Annotated in this window: 19 protein-coding genes and 1 tRNA gene; 6 read left to right on the top strand and 14 right to left on the bottom strand. The window is 47.2% G+C overall.

All coding sequences use genetic code 11. The features are described from left to right. Positions 1 to 227: 227 nt before the first annotated feature. From IRJ25_RS06015 to IRJ25_RS05995, 5 genes are all read right to left on the bottom strand, one after another. Entirely contained in the window at positions 228 to 1,538 is a 1,311-nt protein-coding gene (locus tag IRJ25_RS06015) for an arabinan endo-1,5-alpha-L-arabinosidase (RefSeq protein WP_269317912.1), read from the bottom strand. Between the two features lie 16 nt (positions 1,539 to 1,554). Continuing rightward, positions 1,555 to 2,955 (bottom strand): arabinan endo-1,5-alpha-L-arabinosidase, encoded by a 1,401-nt coding sequence (locus IRJ25_RS06010; protein ID WP_269317910.1) that lies wholly within the window; start codon positions 2,953 to 2,955, stop codon positions 1,555 to 1,557. 68 nt (positions 2,956 to 3,023) lie between these two features. Continuing rightward, entirely contained in the window at positions 3,024 to 3,866 is an 843-nt protein-coding gene (locus IRJ25_RS06005; protein ID WP_031200025.1) for a carbohydrate ABC transporter permease, read from the bottom strand. Between the two features lie 72 nt (positions 3,867 to 3,938). Further along, positions 3,939 to 4,835: a carbohydrate ABC transporter permease gene (locus IRJ25_RS06000; RefSeq protein ID WP_021066211.1), complete on the bottom strand. Its 897-nt coding sequence runs from the start codon at positions 4,833 to 4,835 to the stop codon at positions 3,939 to 3,941. A 68-nt stretch (positions 4,836 to 4,903) separates the two neighbouring features. Beyond that, positions 4,904 to 6,253: an ABC transporter substrate-binding protein gene (locus tag IRJ25_RS05995; protein WP_031423570.1), complete on the bottom strand. Its 1,350-nt coding sequence runs from the start codon at positions 6,251 to 6,253 to the stop codon at positions 4,904 to 4,906. Between the two features lie 367 nt (positions 6,254 to 6,620). Here IRJ25_RS05995 and IRJ25_RS05990 point away from each other — a divergent pair, with 367 nt between their 5' ends. Together IRJ25_RS05990 and IRJ25_RS05985 are read left to right on the top strand one after the other, a co-directional pair. Further along, positions 6,621 to 7,745, top strand: a complete 1,125-nt coding sequence (locus IRJ25_RS05990; protein WP_031423568.1) for a GntR family transcriptional regulator — start codon at positions 6,621 to 6,623, stop codon at positions 7,743 to 7,745. A gap of 27 nt (positions 7,746 to 7,772) precedes the next feature. Further along, entirely contained in the window at positions 7,773 to 8,393 is a 621-nt protein-coding gene (locus tag IRJ25_RS05985; protein ID WP_269317908.1) for a YesL family protein, read from the top strand. A gap of 422 nt (positions 8,394 to 8,815) precedes the next feature. Here the strand turns inward: IRJ25_RS05985 and IRJ25_RS05980 are convergent, their stop codons facing one another. The 4 genes from IRJ25_RS05980 to IRJ25_RS05965 all read right to left on the bottom strand — a co-directional run bounded on the left by IRJ25_RS05980 (position 8,816) and on the right by IRJ25_RS05965 (position 12,851). Next, complete coding sequence (locus IRJ25_RS05980; RefSeq protein WP_269317907.1) at positions 8,816 to 10,372, bottom strand: AMP-binding protein; 1,557 nt, start codon at positions 10,370 to 10,372, stop codon at positions 8,816 to 8,818. Continuing rightward, positions 10,365 to 11,162, bottom strand: a complete 798-nt coding sequence (locus IRJ25_RS05975; RefSeq protein ID WP_269317906.1) for an SDR family NAD(P)-dependent oxidoreductase — start codon at positions 11,160 to 11,162, stop codon at positions 10,365 to 10,367. The genes IRJ25_RS05980 and IRJ25_RS05975 overlap by 8 nt, the downstream gene beginning before the upstream one ends. 195 nt (positions 11,163 to 11,357) lie before the next feature. Next, positions 11,358 to 11,780, bottom strand: coding sequence for an SRPBCC family protein (locus tag IRJ25_RS05970; RefSeq protein WP_269317905.1), 423 nt, complete (start codon positions 11,778 to 11,780; stop codon positions 11,358 to 11,360). Positions 11,781 to 11,987: 207 nt separating this feature from the next. Further along, entirely contained in the window at positions 11,988 to 12,851 is an 864-nt protein-coding gene (locus tag IRJ25_RS05965; RefSeq protein ID WP_269317904.1) for a GRP family sugar transporter, read from the bottom strand. Positions 12,852 to 12,974: 123 nt separating this feature from the next. Here IRJ25_RS05965 and IRJ25_RS05960 point away from each other — a divergent pair. From IRJ25_RS05960 to IRJ25_RS05950, 3 genes are all read left to right on the top strand, one after another. Next, positions 12,975 to 13,047, top strand: a tRNA-Ala gene (locus tag IRJ25_RS05960). 112 nt (positions 13,048 to 13,159) lie between these two features. Further along, entirely contained in the window at positions 13,160 to 13,492 is a 333-nt protein-coding gene (locus IRJ25_RS05955; protein ID WP_012726406.1) for a four-helix bundle copper-binding protein, read from the top strand. Between the two features lie 61 nt (positions 13,493 to 13,553). Then, positions 13,554 to 14,120, top strand: coding sequence for a 3'-5' exonuclease (locus tag IRJ25_RS05950; RefSeq protein ID WP_012726407.1), 567 nt, complete (start codon positions 13,554 to 13,556; stop codon positions 14,118 to 14,120). A 23-nt stretch (positions 14,121 to 14,143) separates the two neighbouring features. Here the strand turns inward: IRJ25_RS05950 and IRJ25_RS05945 are convergent, their stop codons facing one another. From IRJ25_RS05945 to IRJ25_RS05925, 5 genes are all read right to left on the bottom strand, one after another. Further along, positions 14,144 to 15,205, bottom strand: a complete 1,062-nt coding sequence (locus IRJ25_RS05945) for a bifunctional glycosyltransferase family 2/GtrA family protein (protein WP_269317903.1) — start codon at positions 15,203 to 15,205, stop codon at positions 14,144 to 14,146. A gap of 90 nt (positions 15,206 to 15,295) precedes the next feature. Next, positions 15,296 to 16,285 (bottom strand): sodium:calcium antiporter, encoded by a 990-nt coding sequence (locus IRJ25_RS05940; RefSeq protein ID WP_031423558.1) that lies wholly within the window; start codon positions 16,283 to 16,285, stop codon positions 15,296 to 15,298. Between the two features lie 187 nt (positions 16,286 to 16,472). Beyond that, positions 16,473 to 17,321, bottom strand: a complete 849-nt coding sequence (locus tag IRJ25_RS05935; RefSeq protein ID WP_269317902.1) for an HD domain-containing protein — start codon at positions 17,319 to 17,321, stop codon at positions 16,473 to 16,475. Positions 17,322 to 17,421: 100 nt separating this feature from the next. Beyond that, on the bottom strand, positions 17,422 to 18,126 hold the full coding sequence (locus tag IRJ25_RS05930) for an SDR family NAD(P)-dependent oxidoreductase (RefSeq protein ID WP_269317901.1): 705 nt from the start codon (positions 18,124 to 18,126) through the stop codon (positions 17,422 to 17,424). 39 nt (positions 18,127 to 18,165) lie between these two features. After that, positions 18,166 to 18,711 carry a glycerol-3-phosphate responsive antiterminator gene (locus tag IRJ25_RS05925; RefSeq protein ID WP_269317900.1) on the bottom strand — a complete coding sequence of 182 codons (546 nt, stop codon included), beginning with the start codon at positions 18,709 to 18,711 and terminating at the stop codon, positions 18,166 to 18,168. A 115-nt stretch (positions 18,712 to 18,826) separates the two neighbouring features. Here IRJ25_RS05925 and IRJ25_RS05920 point away from each other — a divergent pair, with 115 nt between their 5' ends. Further along, the gene (locus IRJ25_RS05920; RefSeq protein ID WP_269317899.1) at positions 18,827 to 19,252 is read left to right on the top strand and encodes a GNAT family N-acetyltransferase; all 426 of its coding nucleotides are present in this window, start codon (positions 18,827 to 18,829) and stop codon (positions 19,250 to 19,252) included. The last annotated feature ends 24 nt before the right edge of the window (positions 19,253 to 19,276 follow it).

Here is a 19,276-nt window from a genome sequence, read left to right as displayed (position 1 = left end):
GTGGGCACTCTTGTCTTTTCATCCGTACAACTATTCAAATAACATGTCTGATTCGTACAGAAAACAAAAAGATACAATCAAGTTGTACGTATAACTTACACCTTGATTGTATCAACTATTTTAAATTAATCAACTGTTTTCAACATTTTATCTGAACATTTTTGCGTGAGTTCTGAAAAAACTGTGACACTCATCTTTTAAGAGACTGCGATAAGTTGTACGGATATTTACAGTCGTTTGCCGATAAAAACGTGCCCTCGGTCAGACAATCCCGCGAACACGAGCGTCTCTCGCCAATTCTCCCAGTCCCAGCCCGGTAACATATGCCAAGTAATCCTTTCAGGACCGTAGAGTTTGATGGTCGTATCCGTCGGCTTCTCATAACGGCCTCGTTCGCCATACTCTGTCACGAAAGTCCCGTCCGCTAGAAGTTGAATCTTACTTGAAGGCAGGACGTCATGTTTCGTCCGGTCCATGTAGATCCACTCCCACTCCCCGAAGAGTTCCTCCATCTCGATGGGCCGTTCTTCTTCCCCGGCATATCGTTGCGGAGATACGAGCGGCCAGCCCGATTCCGTCCAGATGATTTTGCGGATATGCAGTTCGTGCCAGTGCGGGTCCTGCTCACCTCTGACGTGATGGACGAGATAATCCTTGTCCCCGTCATGCAAGACGGAGTTATGACCGGGACCGACCCAACCTTCCCCAGCCCCGAACCGATAGCCCCCTAAAATCTTCATGCCGACTTGTTGGGAGTCGATTTCGAGGTCGGTCATGACGTTCCCATCAAAATCGACGTACGGTCCGGTGATCGAAGTCGAGCGGGACACACGGATATGATAGTCCTTGAATAGGGAGTCGTACGAGACGAACAAGTAATAATGGCGATCCGCCTCCCGATAGACGATATACGGTCCCTCGATTGCCCCTTCAACGCTTTGGTGACGTTTCGCAATCAACGTCTCCTCACTCCCCGGACGTTTCTTCCCGGTCTCCGGATCGATTGGGAACACGTACAGCCCACCGAAGAAGCTACCGTAGACGAGCCAAGGTTCTCCATGCGCATCGAACGTAATATTTGGATCGATCGCGTTCGGTCCTGACGTCCCAGCCTCGCTCTTCACGACGAGCCCGTGATCCTGCCACGGTCCGTCTATCGTTTCCGCACTGGCGACACCGATATAGGACTGCGTCTGCCCGAACTGTGAAGCCGCATAGTACATGACGTAACGACCACCCATGAACACAACTTCCGGCGCCCAAAGCCCCGGCGCCCCCGTCCATTCCACAGCCTCGTGCGGAAGTTCTTCAAACGCCAAGCCGACGTATTCCCAATGGATCAAATCCTTTGAGCGGCGCACTTGAATCCCCCCGTTGATTTGATGCCCGTGGGCTGCATCCGTCGAGAACACGTAATACCAGTCCCCGACTTTGATCGAGGCGGGATCGTGGGCGTTGTGCGTGCCCCACATCGTTTCGTTCGTCAATCGCTCTAGCAGATAACGTTCTTCTCGTTTCGGACCGTTCATTTTTTGCATGTTTCCGTTTCTCCTTTTATCGTTTTTTGCCCCATACGGCGGTGCCGTCCTCGCTCAGACCTGTGAAGATGATCGTCGGTTGCCAATTCTCCCAGTCCCAAGCCGCACCGACTTGCGTCTCATACGTCTCTTGTCCGACTTCGACCTCGAGGATCGACCCGTTCAATCGCCAAGACCCGTCCCCGTTTTCGAGCTTCCCGCCTCGTTCCAACGTCAACGTGCTCGAGGCTTGCTGTCCATCGTCGAATCGCGGGAACGTGATGACGTCCCAGTCCCCGACCAGATGGGCGTCGTCGACCTCGACGTCTCCTTCACCTGCATAGCGCTCGGGCGAGACGACCGGCCAACCGTCTTTCGTCCAATACACTTTTCGGACGTGCAACTGTGACCAATAGATGTCTTCACTCGGTCGCGCCTGATGCAACACGAACGTGTCAGTCCCGTCTTGTAAAAATGCCGAATGCCCGGTCCCGACGTATCCGTCATCTCCTTCGAAACGATACGAACCCACGATTTTCACGCCCGTATCAAATGACTCATCCGATTCGTCCCGTAAGTCGCGACCACGCGAGTCGACGTACGGTCCCGCGATTGACTTCGAGCGACCGATCCGGACGTTGTACGTATCTTCTAACCAACCATACGACACCATCAAGTAGTAATAACCTGTCTCGTCGTTATACAAGATTTCCGGTCCTTCGATGCCCATCGACATGTCTTTTCGTTTGGCGAGCAACGTTCCCTCTGACGATTCGTCCACTCGCTTCCCAGTGCCTGGATCAATCTCCGTCAAAAAGATCCCACCAAAGTACGACCCATACGTCATCCACCATTTGCCTGACGCATCTTGCGTCACATGAGGGTCAATCGCATTGGCGACACCCCTATCCCCGTCTTTCGACGTCACGACGGCGCCCTCGTCTTCCCAAGGCCCTTCGATCGTTGACGCGGTCGCTAGCCCGATGTACGACGTGCGGCTCCCGACCCCTGATACGGAATAGTACAAGTGGAACCGATCTCCGATTTTTGTGATCGCCGGGGCCCAGAACGTATTCCCACCGGTCCAAGCGAACGCCTCTTCAGACACTCGATCGAACACACGGCCGACGAACTCCCAGTGAATGAGATCGGTCGATTTACGAATTTGAATACCGGGCGTCGGAGGACCACCCACCATGTAATCCGTCGAGAAAACGTAGTACGTGTCACCATCTTTAAAGATTGCCCCGTCATGCGTAAAGTTCGTCGTCCACTCGCTCTCTTTGTTGAGCACGTCTGGCATCACATCTTCCACCTTTTGATCAAACGGCGCTTTCGGGAGTACCGACTCATCGATTGACGCACTCGTCGTCTGCCAGAAGAAAACACCTCCGACCGCGACAATGAGCAACGCCATCCAGACCATTATTTTTTTCATGTCAATCTCCTTCCTCCATCAAAAAGGCACCCGCCTAAAAAAGACGGGTGCCTCTGTCTTGTCACACCTCAGCCCTTCACACCAGAAATCGCAATCGACTCGATGATCTGTTTTTGGAAGATCATGAAGACGATTAACATCGGGAGTAACGCCACGACGGACGCGGCCATGATTAACGGATAATCACTTTGAATTGCATAAGATGCGTTAAAGTTCGCGATGACAAGTTGAAGCGTCTGTTTCTCCGGCGAGTTCAAATACAGAATCGGCCCGAGGTAGTCGTTCCAGATTGCCATGAACCAAAGAATCAATTGCGCGGCCACGGCCGGCTTGATCAATGGGAAGATTATCTTATAGAAGATTTGGAAGTACGAGCAGCCATCAATCTTGGCCGCCTCGATAATCGAGTTCGGGATGCTGTTCAAAAATTGGCGCAAGAAGAAAATCATGAAAATATTCCCGAACAGTCCAGGCACGATCAACGGTAACAGCGTATCCACCCAGCCGATGCTCGAGAACATCATGAACTGGGGAATCATGAGCACCGGGTAAGGGATCATGACAGAAGCGAACAAGAGCAGGAAGATTTTATTCTTGCCTCTGAAGTTCAACTTCGCGAAGGCGAACGCCGCCAAGCTCGACGTGAACGTTCCGACGATTGTGACGGATAACGCGACGATCAAACTGTTCGATATCCCGGACAACAGCGGGCCCATGCTCCAAATTTCCGTGTACTTGCTAAACGAAATATCGGTCGGGATCCATACCGGCGGGAGTGCGAACACATCCTCTTTTGATTTGAGTGATGTCGACACCATCCAAAGTAGCGGTGCAATCATAACGACCGCTCCGATGGACAGGAAGATAAAGATGAAGAAATCCGTGATCCGATCCTTCTTCTTCACCGACATCGTTTCCACGTTCTCTTTTTTCCGTGAGAGAGCTAATTGCATGGTCATTCTCCTTTCCTATACGCGAATCGCTCAATCAAGATCGAACGATGATTTTTCATTCATCCGGAATTGGAGCAACGTGACGATGAAAATGAAGAGCCCGAGGACGAGCGCCATCGCCGAAGCGTAACCGAGTTGGAAGTTCCCGAACGATTTTTGCCAAATGTAGAAGACCGCAGAGGCAGACGAGTACTCAGGACCCCCGGTTGGTGTCATGACGTTGATTTCCGTGAAGATTTGCGCTCCTCCGATGATGTTCGTCACGATGATGAAGAACGTGACCGGTTTGACCATCGGGAGCGTGATATGCCAAAAGCTTTGCCACGCGTTGGCTCCATCGAGTTTCGCTGCCTCATAAAATGATTTCGGGACACTTTGGAGCGCCGCCAAGTAAAGGAGCATCGTGTAGCCGAGCCCTTTCCAAATCGCCATGAGGATGAGCGCGGGTTTGACGGTATCGGTGTTTTGGAGCCAGTTTGGCCCGTCGATCCCGATCAAAGCCAGGAATTGGTTGACCAATCCGTAGTCCCCGTTATACGCCCATTGCCACAAAATCGAGACGGCGGCAATCGACGAGATGACGGGAATGTAGTAAATCACGCGGAACGTGTCCGTCCCAAAAATCTTTCGATTCAACGCGAGGGCAAGCAGCAGCGCGAGAACGATTCCGATTGGGATCCCAATCATCATAAAGAGCGTGTTGTACATTGATTTATAAAAATATTCATCTTGGAACAAGTTAACGAAGTTCTCAAACCCGATAAATTTCATTTGACCGAGGCCGTTCCAATTCGTGAAAGCGCCGTAAACAGAATACATCAACGGTACGAACGCGAAGAGGAAGAACCCAATGACCGGTGCCGCAACGAACAGGTAGGCGTACCGCTGTTCAGTTCGATATAACTTGGAAATCGATTTTGTTTTCATTGTTCTTCCATCCTTTCAACGTCAGAGACGCAGGTGGCGAACATCGCCACCCCGTTTCGACTCTCTGATCAATTCGCCTGTTTCTCTTGTTCGATCGCCGCATCGAGCAATTTCTGCATCTTCGGCTGCGCCGTCTTCACATAGTCTTCGACCGACGTTTTACCGTCTAGGACAGGCTGGATGTTTTTGAAGAACTCGTCGTACCATTCTGCCGTGTATGTTTTCTCAGCCGGGAACCCGCGGCCATAATCGTTGATTAAATCAAGGAACTCTTGTTTGTTATCTGGTTTGATTGACGTATCAGCTGCCCAGTTGTCTGCGATTTCCATACTGTTCGGCAATTGGACTTGCGCGTCTACGAGCGCTTGTTGCCCTTCTTGGTCCGCAGACAAGTACATCGCCAACTCTGCCGCTTCTTCTTTATGTTTCGTCGTCGCCCCGACGCCGATCCCGAGCGATCCAACCCATCCTGACGCTTTACCGGTTGAACCGGCTGGCCATGGAAGTAAGTCGTACTCGAATTTCAACTGTTCTTTAAATGCTGCCATATCCCACGGTCCGACTGGGAAGAAGGCGAGCTGACCTTTCAGCCAACGTTGATACGTGTCGAGCGTCTGTGTTTCGCCGATTGACGGTGTGATCCCGTGTTTCAACTGTTGATCGACGAAGAATTGCAACGCTTCGATGAACTTCGGATCATCGATTGTCACTTTCGTACCATCTTCATTGATCCAGTCCGCTCCATTACTCCAGACGAACGGTTGAAGGGCCCAGTTTACGTTGAAGCCAGTGCCGTACTGATCCATCTTCCCGTCACCGTTCGTGTCTTTCGTCAACTGTTTGGCTACGTCCACGAACTCATCCCATGTATATGGTTTGTCTTTATCCGGAAGCGGGATGCCCGCATCTTCGAACATCGTCTTGTTGTAGCCGAGTGCGAACGGACCTAAGTCTTTCGGTAGTCCGTAAATCGCGCCTTCTCCGAGCGTCTTCCCATCGAAACGATATTTGTCGACACCCTTCTCCCAAATGTCGTCCAACTTGACGTCTTCTGAAGTTTCAACCGCTTCAGTGATATCGAGTAGCACGCCCGAATTTACGTATGCTTTCACTTGGGCAGGATTATAGAAGAAGACGTCTGGGATTTTGCGACCTGCGATGGCCGATTTGAGTTTCGTGTCGTACTGATCCGGGGCTGTCTGGACCATCGTTACTTTCACGTCTTTGTTGGCTTCTTCAAAACGTTTCACCGTCGCTTGGTAGGCTTTTAACTCTTCTGGATTTCCACGGAACATAAATGTCAGTTCAACTTTCCCGTCAGCGCCTGCCTCGTCTCCCGAACAGCCGGCGAGCGCCAAAGAAGTTGTCATCAGTGCTGACATCGTCAACGCAAACATTTTTTTCGATTTACGATTCATTGTGAATTCCTCCATCAATTTATATTCATGTGCAGAGCATGATAAAGATGTACGTACATGTTGAGTTAAATAAAAAAGCAAACTGTATAATGAAGCCCACACGACACTATACATTCACTAGCCAAAAAACTGATATAATTGGTAATGAAAGCGTTTTCTGTACAATTTGAGTCTATTACACACGTTCGGACATGTCAATTTGATTTTTATGTATTTTTATATTTCATCCGTACATATTCATAGAAGATTCAGATGATTTTTTTGCTTATTCATAGTAAATGGTACATTTGTTTGTTAATATGGAAGTAAGATCATATCTTGTACGTATGAGTTGTTCGACGTACACGAGAGAAAGCAGGGACGCCAGATGGCACAACGCACAAAGTACAATATGGTTAAAGATCATATTCTTGAATGGATAAAAGATGGAACGGTAAGACCAGGTGAAAAAATTCCTTCTGAAAATGAATTGGTCCAATCATTTGGAGTGAGCCGTCATACGATTCGACAAGCTGTAGGAGAACTAGTGAACGAAGGTTATCTTTACCGTGAACAAGGCTCGGGCACGTATTGCTCCCCGGTCCTTCCGACCTCGGCTCCCCAGGCGATTGAACGTTTAGGCAACGGTAAAAACATCGGTGTCATCACGACCTACATGTCTGATTATATCTTCCCGTCTATCATCCGGGGGATTGAATCTCACTTGGCTTCAAAAGGATATACATTGACCTTATCTTGCACGGATAACAACGTCGAGAAAGAACGGCAATGCCTCGAGATGATGTTAGATCGTCAAATTGATGGGTTGATAGTCGAGCCGACGAAGAGCAGTAGCTATAATCCGAACATCAAATATTATTTAGAACTCGAACAACAGCATACGCCTTATTTGATGATTAACCAATACTATTCGCAGTTGACACCCCCTTATTTGATCATGGATGACGAGAAGGGTGGGTTCTTGGCTGCCGAACATCTCATCAAACTTGGCCATGAGCGCATCATGGGACTTTTCAAAACAGATGACCTTCAAGGGGTCCATCGGATGCGCGGCTTTATACGCGCGTTCCGGGAATACAATCTCCCCCTAGAGCCAGAATTAATTATAACGTATACGACAGAAGAACTTGTGCCCTCTTTTTATGACGTGATTCATCAAGTTTTTGAGAACGCGGACGAACGGCCGAGTGCAATCGTCTGTTATAACGACCAACTCGCCCTTAACGTGTTGGACCAGTTGAGAAATCTACGCCTCTCTGTCCCGCAAGACGTCTCACTCGTCGGATATGACGACTCGGTGCTTGCCGTCGCGACAGAGGTTAAACTGACTTCGATCATCCACCCGAAGCAAGAATTGGGTCGTGCCGCAGCCGAGTGGATTATCGCGGCCGTCGAGAAAAAAGAGATGCCACCGTCACATACGTATGAACCCGAATTGATCGTCCGCAACTCGACTGCACCCTATAACCGTCTCGAATCTAAATTAGGCTGATTCTCTGCTAACTTCTTGGAGGTCCTCATGAATTTAAAACATGAACACAACAAGCTATTCCAAGCGCTCGAATTTGTCACCAGCCTGGTGCAACTGAACGTGGTCTTCTTACTGAGCATTCTGCCTGTCATCACGTTGTTCCCGGCCTTGTACGCTTTACATGCCGTCACAAGGCAATGGTCGGTCAACCAAGATTACAGCGTGTTCCGCGCCTACTTCCGCTTCTTTAATGAAGGAGTGCGCCGTCATTATAAGCTCGGTATAGCCTGGACATTGTTTGTATTCGTCTTGTTGATCGACTTTTTACTCATTCGGCAAATCCATACAGGGCAGACGATTCTCTTCGCAGGTCTGTTCGTGATTGGATTTGTCTTCATCTCCCTGTCGTTATTCCTGTTTCCGATTTTGACGCACTACGAGATGAAGACGATGGATGCCTTGAAGTTGGCGTTATTCAGCATCATACGATACGGCTATATTGTCGCGCTCGCGCTCTTGTTGTTCACAGCACTCGGTATGCTCGCGTACCGGTCACCACTCTACTTGTTGTTCGGATTTTCGTTCATCGTTTTTCTAAAAACGAAACTATATCTCCACCAATTAAATCGTACTATAACGAATAATCATATCGATATCGACTCCACGTAATATTGATTTTTTCCATCTACTTTAACAAAGTAGATGGTTTTTTATTTGAGTCTAAGAAGAATAGTTTACTCATCTGTCAATTTCAATAAATATGACCAAATCACTTCTTTAGGTTGTTTAAGTTCTATTCAAAATGAATAATACAGTTCTTAGTTAGTGAGGAGGCAAAGCAATTGGGCTTTTCCGTTAATGACTTTATTGAGGATACTCCAGTTTTTGGTGACTTACATTATATTTTGCATTATGACAATGAATCAGAACGAAGAGACACTTTAGTCTTTTCGAAAACATAGTTCAGTCCTTCATTACTGAAAGAAGCTGAATTCATTAGACTACAACAAGCAACCCTTCGTATTCATAAGTAGGCTTTAGAAAAATGTGCTCCCTAATAAACTATGTATGTCTCTTCATTCCTTTATATGCTACTTATAGTTCCACACTTCAACATACTTGATCACCTCAAGTCGTTTCCTATCCAATTTTCCAACCGCTGTATAAGGCAACTCCTTCACAAACACGATTTCTCGTGGAAGCTGATAAGTTGTCAGTCGTTCGCGCAACCAGCTCACCAGTTCTTCTTCTGTCAATTTTTCATCATATAACTGTACGTATGCTTTCAAGATGTGACCGGCGTACACATCCTCTATCCCGACGACGGCGGCGTCCTCGACATTCGGATGGTCGCGCAAAACCGTCTCGACTTCCCCAGGATAAATATTGTTTCCAGCCGAGATGATCAAATCGTCAGTTCGTCCACACAAAAAATAATAGCCGTTCTCATCCTGGTATCCGACATCACCCGTTTGAATCCAGCGGTTTTTCCTACTTTGCGTGGACCACTTGTTTCGTATACAAAATTCACCGATGGCACCTGCCTCGACTTCCGCTCCATCTTTCACTACCTTTAAGTCCCCTCCCAGAATCCTTCGCCCGAGCGTATTCGCATCATACTGTAAATCTTCTGGTGTGGCGATCAGATTCAAGCCCACTTCCGACGTCCCGTAGAGATTGTATAAGACGTTCCCCAACTCGTTATGGACTTCACGGACTAAAACGGGATGAAGCTTCGCACCACCGGACGCGATACAAGCGAGGGAATGAAGTGATGTTGGATCGTGTCGTAACAATTTGTGGATCATGAGCGGGACGACCGTGACCACTTCTACCTTGTGTCGCCGAATGAGGTCACAGGCTATTTGCACATCAAATTTTTCCTGAATGACGACCTTTTTCCCTAGCGCTAGAAAAGATAAAAGGATGGCAATGCCGTAACCATGGTAAATCGGGGTGGCAATATAAGCAGTGTTGAATGACGGCAACTGCAATCGGTTCAATAATGCAGTGAATGGAGCTAGAAAGTGAAAGAGGGATGGTTTATGAGTCACTTGTTTAGGTTTTCCGGTAGTGCCACCGGTCAACAGCACAATCTTCCCGCTCGATGCGGCCGGAAGCTTTCCTTTTTTATGTCGCTTCGAATCCGATAAACTATTGATTGATACCTTTTCCTCATGATAGCTGACAAGTGTCGAACGTTCGTAAGACGAGTTTTCAATTAAGTTTTCAAACTCATCATCGTAAATCAAAAGATCGAATGGCTGTTCTTCTACGAGTCGGTTGAACTGCAGTTGACTCATCGATGAATGAAGCATGTAGATGTCTGCACCGAGTCGTGAAGCCGCAAACATCCCTTGTACGAAAGACGAGTGGTTGTGACAGAGAAACGCAACTTTTTGTCCCTTTTTAACCCCATACTGATTAGCGAAATGATAAGCGAGGTGTTCACAGCGTGACTTTAGCTCTAGATACGTCACTGTTTCTCGGCTATCCACTAAAGCCGTTTTTTGACTCCCTGCTCTTTCAGTCAATGTAAAAAGAAGCATCAAGTTGATTCCATTTTGACGGATTGCGACGAACAGACGGCCTAGATTCGATGGTGATAGAAACTGGAGCTGCGACAAGACTTTCAATAACTTAACCATTCTTATTGTCACGCTCCTTTCTCTTAAGGAATGCAGGGACCATCCAGTCTATCGGTCTTCTGAAAACAAGTGATGCTACTTGACCGAGGAACAACCACCACGGCTTATATACTGTTCCTTTCGTATACAAGGCATGTCCGATTAATTCTGCCACATGTACCGGTGACATGGCAGGTGAATGCTGATAAGCCAGCGTCGGTTTGATCATCGGAGTTTTTACTAGCGGTAGATATAGAGTCGTCGTGGATATATTTTTGATTGTGAGTTCCGGACCCGCGGAGCGAAACCACGTATCGAACGCGGCTTTTGATGCCTGATAGGCTGCCCAGTGAGGAAAAGGATGAAGTAACACATTGATGGTCGACACATTGACGATCTGCCCGTTCTTCTTTTCGAGCACCGGAATGAGCGACAAAATCAATTGTACGGGAGCAAAATAATTGATTGCCATCGTCCGAGTGAAGTCATGGTATCGATCGAGTGACTCAGTGATGGGACGATTGATGGAGATTCCAGCATTGCTGACGAGAACATCCAATCCGTCCGGTAGTTGATGGAGATACGCCAGCAAACCATTCCGTTCGTCTTCAATTCGAAGATCTGCCGGGAACACGGTCACTGTGGCTGATCCCTTCTCGATTTCAGACTTCATGACGTTCATGTCTGCTTCTCTACGGGCAACGAGAATCAGATGCGCGGTTGTATCCGTTAGTAAATAAGCGAACGCCTGCCCGATTCCTGAGCTCGCTCCAGTAATCAATACCGTTTTCCGTTCTAACGCTGATTTCATTTTCTGATGATCGAAGGAAGGAAATCGGAATAGGAGTCTCTCTAGTAACGTGTAGTCATACATATTGCCAGCACCTTTTATTTATATTCGTCTCTTCAAGCTAAAAAACCTAGACAATCATTTGGACATACATGACAAACAGCAGCGTCCACTTTAATTGAAAAGGACCTGCTGTTCAAACCTTCCGTTTATCTTTTATACACTCTTCCCATTCGCATATCGAGTGAAATTGTCGAGAATCGCCTGCCAGCCTTGTCGTTGCATTTCAACCGGATTCATCGACTCCGCATCAAACACCTCGACCACCTTCGTCTGATCCCCTTCAGAAGTAAATGAAATTCTGACTCTCCGTTCATCCTCAAGGCGATACTGAATGAGCTCATTTTCTTCAACTTCCTCATATACCCCTTCAAAATCAAAGCCCATGCTCTGATCTTTCGCTTCCATTCGACTACGAAACTTCCCGCCGACCCGTAAGTCGTTCTCCGCCTCAATCGTATGCCAATCGTCAGACGCATGATTCCATTGTTTGATATGTTCAGGTTCTGTCCAGAATTTCCAGACTGTGTCGATTGGTGCATCGACGAGCGTTGATATCGTCACGACATTTGATTCCATGATTCGTTTCCCCTTTATTCTACAATTTTTGATCAATCACGAATGCGCTGCCCGTCCTATATGACGAACGCAATATGAGATTACTTCCCTATCAATCACATCTTCTCCTGCTCTCATTTCAACGATTGAAAGATACTTAAAACAAAAACCTTGAATGGCACTCAAAATCGAGTTCATTCAAGGTTCTTTTCATTTCATCATTGAAACTTAACTCTTGGCAATCCCAAGCATAAATCCAGCGACGACAATCAACCCGATTCCCATGAAAACAAAGACGCGTTCTTTTGTCGTCTTCTCTTCTTTCAAGAGATAGATCCCACCAAGTGTCGCCACGACGACGTTCAATTGGGATAAGGCGAACGAAGTCGCAATCCCCACTTCTCCGCTTGAAACGAAAAGTCCGAAGTTCCCTATTCCCCAGGCGATCCCCGCCAAGATGTTTTTGAATGTGCGTGGATCGAGTTTCTTGACGTCCTTTTCACGAAGACTGAACAGAAGTGCCGCGATGAACATCCCGACGGATTGTGGAAGAATCGCGGTAATCCCTTCTACTTCAAAGTAGTTCGTCAAGACGGCATACGTGACGTAACCAATACTCGAAACGAATAGGACGAGTAAACCCTTTTTCAACGCACCAGCACTGTCCTGATCTTTCTTCTGTTGGTAAGAAGTCATAGTCGCTCCGATGATAATCAAGACGAGCGCTGAAAACCCTAACCATAGCTCCGTCGATGTCTGCCAGTCCCCGAGTACGATGACCCCAAAGAGAGAGGTCCCAACGAGTTGCATCCCCGTGCTGATTGGCATCGCTTTGGAGACGCTTAAGATTTGGAACGATTGGAACTGCAAATATTGACCGAGCGCCCAGAACGCCCCTGAGATAAATCCGGTCACGATGGCGAGTGTCGTGAACTCCGGTCGGAAGACGAGGGCAATCACTGTTGCCATAGTCATCGCCCCGATGGTCGTTCCGATTAACTGCTGAATCGGTTTTCCTCCTACTTTCGACACGATGAGTGGAATACTTCCCCACATGAGTGCCGGTAAGAGTGCCAAAAGAATCATTTCCATGAAGCACACCTGCTTTCTTAATATAACGTCTAACATGAAATTCCCACGTCTCCAATTTTATAAACCTAAATTCAAAAAGGGAATTGCCATGTCGAATACTACGATGATATAATGATTTCGAACGGGGCATTAGCTCAGCTGGGAGAGCGCTACGCTGGCAGCGTAGAGGTCAGGGGTTCGAGCCCCCTATGCTCCATTAATTGGTCACATCTCGAATGAGGTGTGGCTTTTTTATTGGTATGGTGCGATTCAACCTCTTTCTGAACGGGTAATGATAGTTAGACTTTTTCATATAAGGGGGAATTTTGATGGAACGTACATCTGTAGAAGAAACATTGACGAGCGTGATCGAATGCATGCGCGCATGCAACCACTGCTTCTCAAAAAGTTTGCAAGAAGAGGATTTACACATGTTCACCGAATGCATCCGCCTGACTCGAGAATGCTCAGACATTTGTACTTTAGCTTTAAATGCCTTAGAAACAGATTCAGCCTTTTCAAAACCAATCGTTGCTTTATGCGCCCAAGTCTGTGATACGTGTGCGGTTGAATGCGGACGCCATCAGCATGACCATTGTCAAGCCTGTGCCAAAGCATGTGAGCGTTGTGCGGAAGCTTGCCGAACACTTGTTGCCGCTTAAGCACGACATTCGTCTAACTTTCTGTTAGACTTTTTTTATTGCTTACGAAAGAAGGTAAACTATGAACCATACCATTCTCGCACTTGACGTGGAGACCGCTAACCGTGATAGTCGCAGCATCTGTTCTGTCGGATGGAGCATCCTTCAAAATGGTGATGTGGTCGAAACCGACCAGCGACTCGTCAATCCGGAGGAAGACTTTGATATGGGTAACATCCGCGTCCATGGCATTCGTCCGAGTGACGTGTGGGATGCACCGGCATTACCGGAAGTACTTTCCTCTCTTTACCCGATTTTACGGGAAGTGGACCTCGTCATCGCACATAACGCTTCATTTGACATGGGTGCCTTGAGAAAGGCGATTGTGAAATATGATCTATTCGATTTCCCGACAATCGAGTACGGTTGCACCGTCAAACTGTCACGTAAACTGTATCCAGGACTCCCGAACCATAAGTTGAACACGATGGCAGAACACTTGAACGTGCCGTTTATTCATCATGATGCTGCGGAAGATGCTCGCGTATGCGCGCTACTTATGCGAGACATGATGCAAAAAACCGGCATCACAAGCCCAAAAGAATTACATCGCTATACGTCCGTGAAAACAGGAACGCTCGCATATTAAACCGGTCATGCAATCATGACCGGTTATTTTTTGAAAATCCATCTCTTCTGGACATAATAACTGACGAAAAAGAGAAAACTATCGACGACTACTTTTAGGATGACCTCGCCTTGTCTGAGCAAGAGAAACAAGAGATAAACAAGGAGTGCTGAAACGGCCATTTGAAGCACGACGAGACTAAAATATTTCGGAAGAGACCGCCGCGCCTTCGAATCGAAGACTACTTTTCGATTAACGAGATAATTGAAGAGAGAGGAAATGATTCGAGCGATGACCGTCGCGATGACGACGTGAGCCGTATCGAAGTATGGGGATAATAAATAAATAAAGAGCGCATACATCCCTACGTCGACAAGGAACGAGGCGACAGAGGATAACGAATACATCAAAAACATCCGATAAATTAAAATCGAGTCGAGAATCGGTCTAAAATGGGATGAATCATTTTCATTCTCATATACGGTCTCGATGGTCGTTTGTTGAATCGGGACCTGCAATCGTTTCGTGAACGTGAGCATATTCATCTCGAACTCATATCGATTTCCAGGAATGTCAATCAGTTGTCGTGCATATCGCATCGGGATGGCTCGAAGTCCCGTCTGCGTGTCTTTTAACTTCAGCCCGCTCCCAATCAACATCACGAGCCGTGTCGCCTGATTGCCGAATCGGCTCCGGAACGGAATCGCATCTCCGCTAAAATCTCGACATCCCATGATGAGATGATGTGGTTTATTCAACCCTTCCTCATAGACGCTGACGACATCTTGCGGCAAGTGCTGCCCGTCGGCATCGACCGTGATGACCCCCGTTTTATCCGGATATGTGTCCACCACATACCGTAACCCCGTCTTGATTGCTGCTCCCTTCCCTTGATTCTGTTCGTGCGTTAACACTTGGTCGACAAATGATGCAATCTTATCAAATGTGCCTACCGACGATTCGTCACTACCGTCATTGACCACAATGATGTTCGAAAACCCACTCGCCCTCAACTTCTCCACGAGTGTGACGAGTGCCTCATCAGGGTTATAGGCCGGAATCAAAATCGAATACGCTTGGCGTGTTTCCACTTCATGCATCTGCATCGCCACCCCTCCTTCAATTCCTCTATACCCGAAGCAATGAATTCGCATTCCCAATAAAAAAAACATCAGCCCTAAGGCTGATGCATGTATTCACCCGATAAAGATCAAGTAAGACGAAACGAAATAGACAACGACAACGAGTAACGAAGGAATCACATAACGTACCTTCGACGTGACATTTTGTCTTAGCACACTATACATGACGAGGATCGATAGGATGGTGATCCCGACCGCAGATACGAGGTGTGACGTCGAGACATCTGCGAGAATCGATCCATTCCGATAGAAGACATCTGACATGGCGATAATCAACATGTTGAAGATATTCGAGCCGAGAATCGAACCGAATGCCAAGTTGACATTACGTAGTTTGAGCGCCATGAACACAGCGACCGCTTCCGGGAGTGACGTCGATGCCGCAATCAAGAAGCTACCGACAAAACTAGAACCGAGTCCTGTGACAACGGCAATTTGATCACCTGTGATGGAAAGGGCTGTTCCTGCCGCCATGATTACGATTGCAGCGATGATGAATCCAAAGACCGCACGTTTCAGCGTGATCTCTTCATATTTACCGACGACCACTTCTTCTTCGACTTCATGCTCCGCGACCGGCTCTGTCGGTTGTTTCCCGATATAGTAGATTCCGATACCGTATAGAATCGCAATCAAGAGCGCGTCGACTCCGATTCCGATAAACGTCATATCGACGCGAACGATCAAAGCAATCAACGTCGTGACGGTCAAGAGTAACCCAAGTCCGGCCGTGTACAGGTGGTCCCGACTCGCATAGTTGAACAATTGCTTCTGTCGGAAGTATAGGTCGAACATCGCTAAGATAAAGATATTGAATAGGTTACTTCCGAGCATGTTTCCGATGGCGATGTCTGGGTTGTCAATCATGACAGCCGATATACTTGTTGTCACTTCCGGGAGCGAAGTCGCTCCTGCCAATAAAACCGTACCGACAAGCATCCCGCCCATTTTCGACTTTTCAGTCATGACGTCGGCGTACGTCGATAATTTGATTGCGGCATAGACGGTGATGGCCGCAGCCAGTAAGAAATAAACAAATACCATTTTTTCTCCTCCTTGGGTAAACAAAAAAGACCTTTTTATGGACGACAAAAACGCCCATAAAAAGGTCTTGCGGACTTGTAAAAGCTCGATGGACCGAGTGCGCACGCACTGTAATGACGACCCATCGACCACGATTGTGGTCGCTACTCCCCTTTTTATCTTCCCTTTGACTATAGCATGAAGAGAACTAGTTGACAATCGAGCGACGTATGAGTGCGAGAAGTTCTTGTGGCTCGAGAGCCGTCCGATATGCGAGTTCTTGCATCCCCGCGAGCTTCTCGGGTGACAATGGCGTGGTCCAACCCGCTTCGTGAAGTCGCTGTCGGAAGCACACAATCTCTACTTCATCAATCGTATCTCGCCTGACAATCTCCTTTAACTCATATGCCGTTTGACATAGTGGTGCCGATTCTTGCAACCATTCGTCTTCGACGAAATGGGTCAGCATCGATTCAAGGAGCCTTGCCACTTTTCGATCTTTTGAATTTTTCTCGCCGTAAAACAATAGATGGAGTTCTTGTTCATACAAACCGATTAGGTCTGTCGAACTCCGAAACGGTTCAAATGCTGATAGTAATTCATGATAATACCATGATTGGTCTCGCAGCGGTCGTTTAAAACGTTGCCACACCTTCATCCCTTCCATCTCAAGATCATAACGGATGGAACGGAGATTATGTAGCTTATCCGCCACGAGAAGTGCGACTTCATCAAATTGTAGTGATTTCACCTGCTGAAGTGTCATTCGTTTCCGTTGTTCCCACGACTTGTCACGATTTTTTTCCGAGACCGCGAGAACGAGCCTGTGCACGTCAGATCCGAATTTTGATAAGATTTCTTGTGGGTCCGTCTTCGTGTCCTCAATCATATCGTGAAGCAATCCTGCCGCCACGACTGCCGGTGCTTGATGATCGGACTCAAGAAGCATGGCGACCGAGAATGAGTGTGACAAATATGGTATGGATGAACCTTTTCGGAACTGTCCTCCGTGACGAATAGACGAAAAACGTAACGCCTCTTCTACGAGCGGGTTCATGTCGCCATCCTCCTTCTTCCGGATAAAAACTCTCCTATTCATTACCCGGAATTAGGCACATATAACCTAAAAACATCCCAATTTTAGGTATATGGTCACATTATTCTTCATAAATCATTTTTTTCGTCATTCCTCCATCAACGACAAGATTATGCCCGTTCACAAAACTGTTCTGACGATCAATCAAGTACCTCACAGCGCGGACGATATCTTCCGGTTCACCGACACGTCCCGATGGGTGTTGCTCATGATCAATCTCACGTAACGACTCATCAGACGTATGAATCCATCCTGGACTGATTGCATTCACCGTCACAGGGCGGCCGCCTAATGAGATGGCAAGTGAATGGGTCAAACCGACGATGCCTCCTTTAGATGCACCATACGCATCCCAATGCGGTTCGTTCTGGAAGGCACGTGTCGAGGCCATGTTAACGATTCTTCCATATGACTCATCTTGATTCAGTTGTAAAAAGTATTTCGCACAACTAAATGTCCCGACTAAATTGACATCGATGACTCGCTTGAACGTGTCAATCTCAAGCTCTTCAATCGGCTTGACCAGCGAAGCGATCCCTCCGTTATTGATCAACACATGGGCTCGACCAAATTCGTTGTGAATATCGTTAAAGACACGCTTAAGTTCAGACGTGTCCCCAAGGTCCACTTGATAAAAGCGTAATCCTTTAATGTCCGGGTCATCTCCAATGTCTAGCCCGATCACTTCATACTGATTTACGAAAGCTTGAGCAATCGCATAACCAATTCCTTGACTGACCCCTGTTACAATCATCACGTCTTTCATCATTCATCCCTCCTAAAAGACTGTATACCCAAATCTCGATTAGTCGGACCATAGTTTTCGATTTGAAGTCGTGATCACACTCGCTCCCGCATCAAGTGCCGCTTGGACTTCCTCCTTTGTTTCAATCAGCCCACCTGCGAAAACGGGTATTCCCGTCTCCTCCTTTACGCGTTGAATATACTTCGGCACAATACCTGGTAAGACTTCGATATAGTCCGGTTTCGAACGTTCAATGTGTTTGATACTTTTCTCTAATGAGGTGGAATCAATTAAAAATAGACGCTGCACAGTGACCACATCATTTTGCTTTGCTTTGACGATGACGTTTCCTTTCGTCGAGATGATGCCGAACGGTTTGAACGTCTGGCAGACATATTCTGTCGCATACTCGTCCGCCTTCATACCTTGAATCAAATCCATATGGATGAACACTTTTTTATCATGCTTCCCCAATAATCTGAAGATGGAGTCCAATCGGCTCATATGAATCTCTAATAACACCCCTAATTCGAAATCACTCGATAAAAACCGCTCCAAATCCCGCATGTCCCGTATCGCCGGTAAGATGGATTGACCATTGATCATCAACTATTCCCCCTGTCTCCTTCTCATTATGCAGATAGCCGATTTTATAAATCAAGGTTTACTCATTCAATATATCGGGAAAGTAAAATCAACTTGTGTAGAGGGGGATTTGAGTATGGTCAATGAAGTAACTGTAAAAGTCGAAACACCGACTCCAGAACAACATCAAGCGTTACGCGTGAAGGCGGGGATGCCACGACGTTCTGATCGAGGTACGGTGAAGGGGCTTCAAAATACACTGTATGGTATTTGTTTATACTTAAATGATGAGATTGTCGGAATGGGACGCGTCGTCGGTGACGGCGGGATGGTATTCCATTTAGTAGATATCGTCGTAGATCCGGAATGCCAGGGGCTTGGACTCGGAAAATTAATCATGGAGCATTTGATGGAATGGATCTTACAAGAAGCCGATGAGACGGCCATCATCAGCTTAATCGCAGATATTCCAGCCGATGGATTGTATCGACAGTTCGGTTTTGATTACTCACGACCTGAATCCGTAGGAATGGAGTATCAATGGAATCAAAGAGAAAGCTAATTGGGGTCGTGAGAGGAGATGACG

Source organism: Exiguobacterium sp. KJ 601 (genome assembly GCF_027161185.1).
Classification (GTDB): Bacteria; Bacillota; Bacilli; order Exiguobacteriales; family Exiguobacteriaceae; genus Exiguobacterium; species Exiguobacterium profundum.
This window is presented reverse-complemented; position numbering and strand designations above follow the sequence as displayed.

Coding starts and splice junctions, on each gene's coding strand:
- IRJ25_RS05965 (WP_269317904.1), bottom strand. CDS start 12,851: ATGGAAATGATTCTTTTGGCACTCTTACCGGCACTCATGTGGGGAAGT.
- IRJ25_RS05955 (WP_012726406.1), top strand. CDS start 13,160: ATGGAACGTACATCTGTAGAAGAAACATTGACGAGCGTGATCGAATGC.
- IRJ25_RS06010 (WP_269317910.1), bottom strand. CDS start 2,955: ATGAAAAAAATAATGGTCTGGATGGCGTTGCTCATTGTCGCGGTCGGA.
- IRJ25_RS06005 (WP_031200025.1), bottom strand. CDS start 3,866: ATGTCGGTGAAGAAGAAGGATCGGATCACGGATTTCTTCATCTTTATC.
- IRJ25_RS05970 (WP_269317905.1), bottom strand. CDS start 11,780: ATGGAATCAAATGTCGTGACGATATCAACGCTCGTCGATGCACCAATC.
- IRJ25_RS06015 (WP_269317912.1), bottom strand. CDS start 1,538: ATGCAAAAAATGAACGGTCCGAAACGAGAAGAACGTTATCTGCTAGAG.
- IRJ25_RS06000 (WP_021066211.1), bottom strand. CDS start 4,835: ATGAAAACAAAATCGATTTCCAAGTTATATCGAACTGAACAGCGGTAC.
- IRJ25_RS05985 (WP_269317908.1), top strand. CDS start 7,773: ATGAATTTAAAACATGAACACAACAAGCTATTCCAAGCGCTCGAATTT.
- IRJ25_RS05940 (WP_031423558.1), bottom strand. CDS start 16,285: ATGGTATTTGTTTATTTCTTACTGGCTGCGGCCATCACCGTCTATGCC.
- IRJ25_RS05980 (WP_269317907.1), bottom strand. CDS start 10,372: ATGGTTAAGTTATTGAAAGTCTTGTCGCAGCTCCAGTTTCTATCACCA.
- IRJ25_RS05945 (WP_269317903.1), bottom strand. CDS start 15,205: ATGCAGATGCATGAAGTGGAAACACGCCAAGCGTATTCGATTTTGATT.
- IRJ25_RS05975 (WP_269317906.1), bottom strand. CDS start 11,162: ATGAAATCAGCGTTAGAACGGAAAACGGTATTGATTACTGGAGCGAGC.
- IRJ25_RS05925 (WP_269317900.1), bottom strand. CDS start 18,711: ATGATCAATGGTCAATCCATCTTACCGGCGATACGGGACATGCGGGAT.
- IRJ25_RS05995 (WP_031423570.1), bottom strand. CDS start 6,253: ATGAATCGTAAATCGAAAAAAATGTTTGCGTTGACGATGTCAGCACTG.
- IRJ25_RS05950 (WP_012726407.1), top strand. CDS start 13,554: ATGAACCATACCATTCTCGCACTTGACGTGGAGACCGCTAACCGTGAT.
- IRJ25_RS05930 (WP_269317901.1), bottom strand. CDS start 18,126: ATGAAAGACGTGATGATTGTAACAGGGGTCAGTCAAGGAATTGGTTAT.
- IRJ25_RS05990 (WP_031423568.1), top strand. CDS start 6,621: ATGGCACAACGCACAAAGTACAATATGGTTAAAGATCATATTCTTGAA.
- IRJ25_RS05920 (WP_269317899.1), top strand. CDS start 18,827: ATGGTCAATGAAGTAACTGTAAAAGTCGAAACACCGACTCCAGAACAA.
- IRJ25_RS05935 (WP_269317902.1), bottom strand. CDS start 17,321: ATGAACCCGCTCGTAGAAGAGGCGTTACGTTTTTCGTCTATTCGTCAC.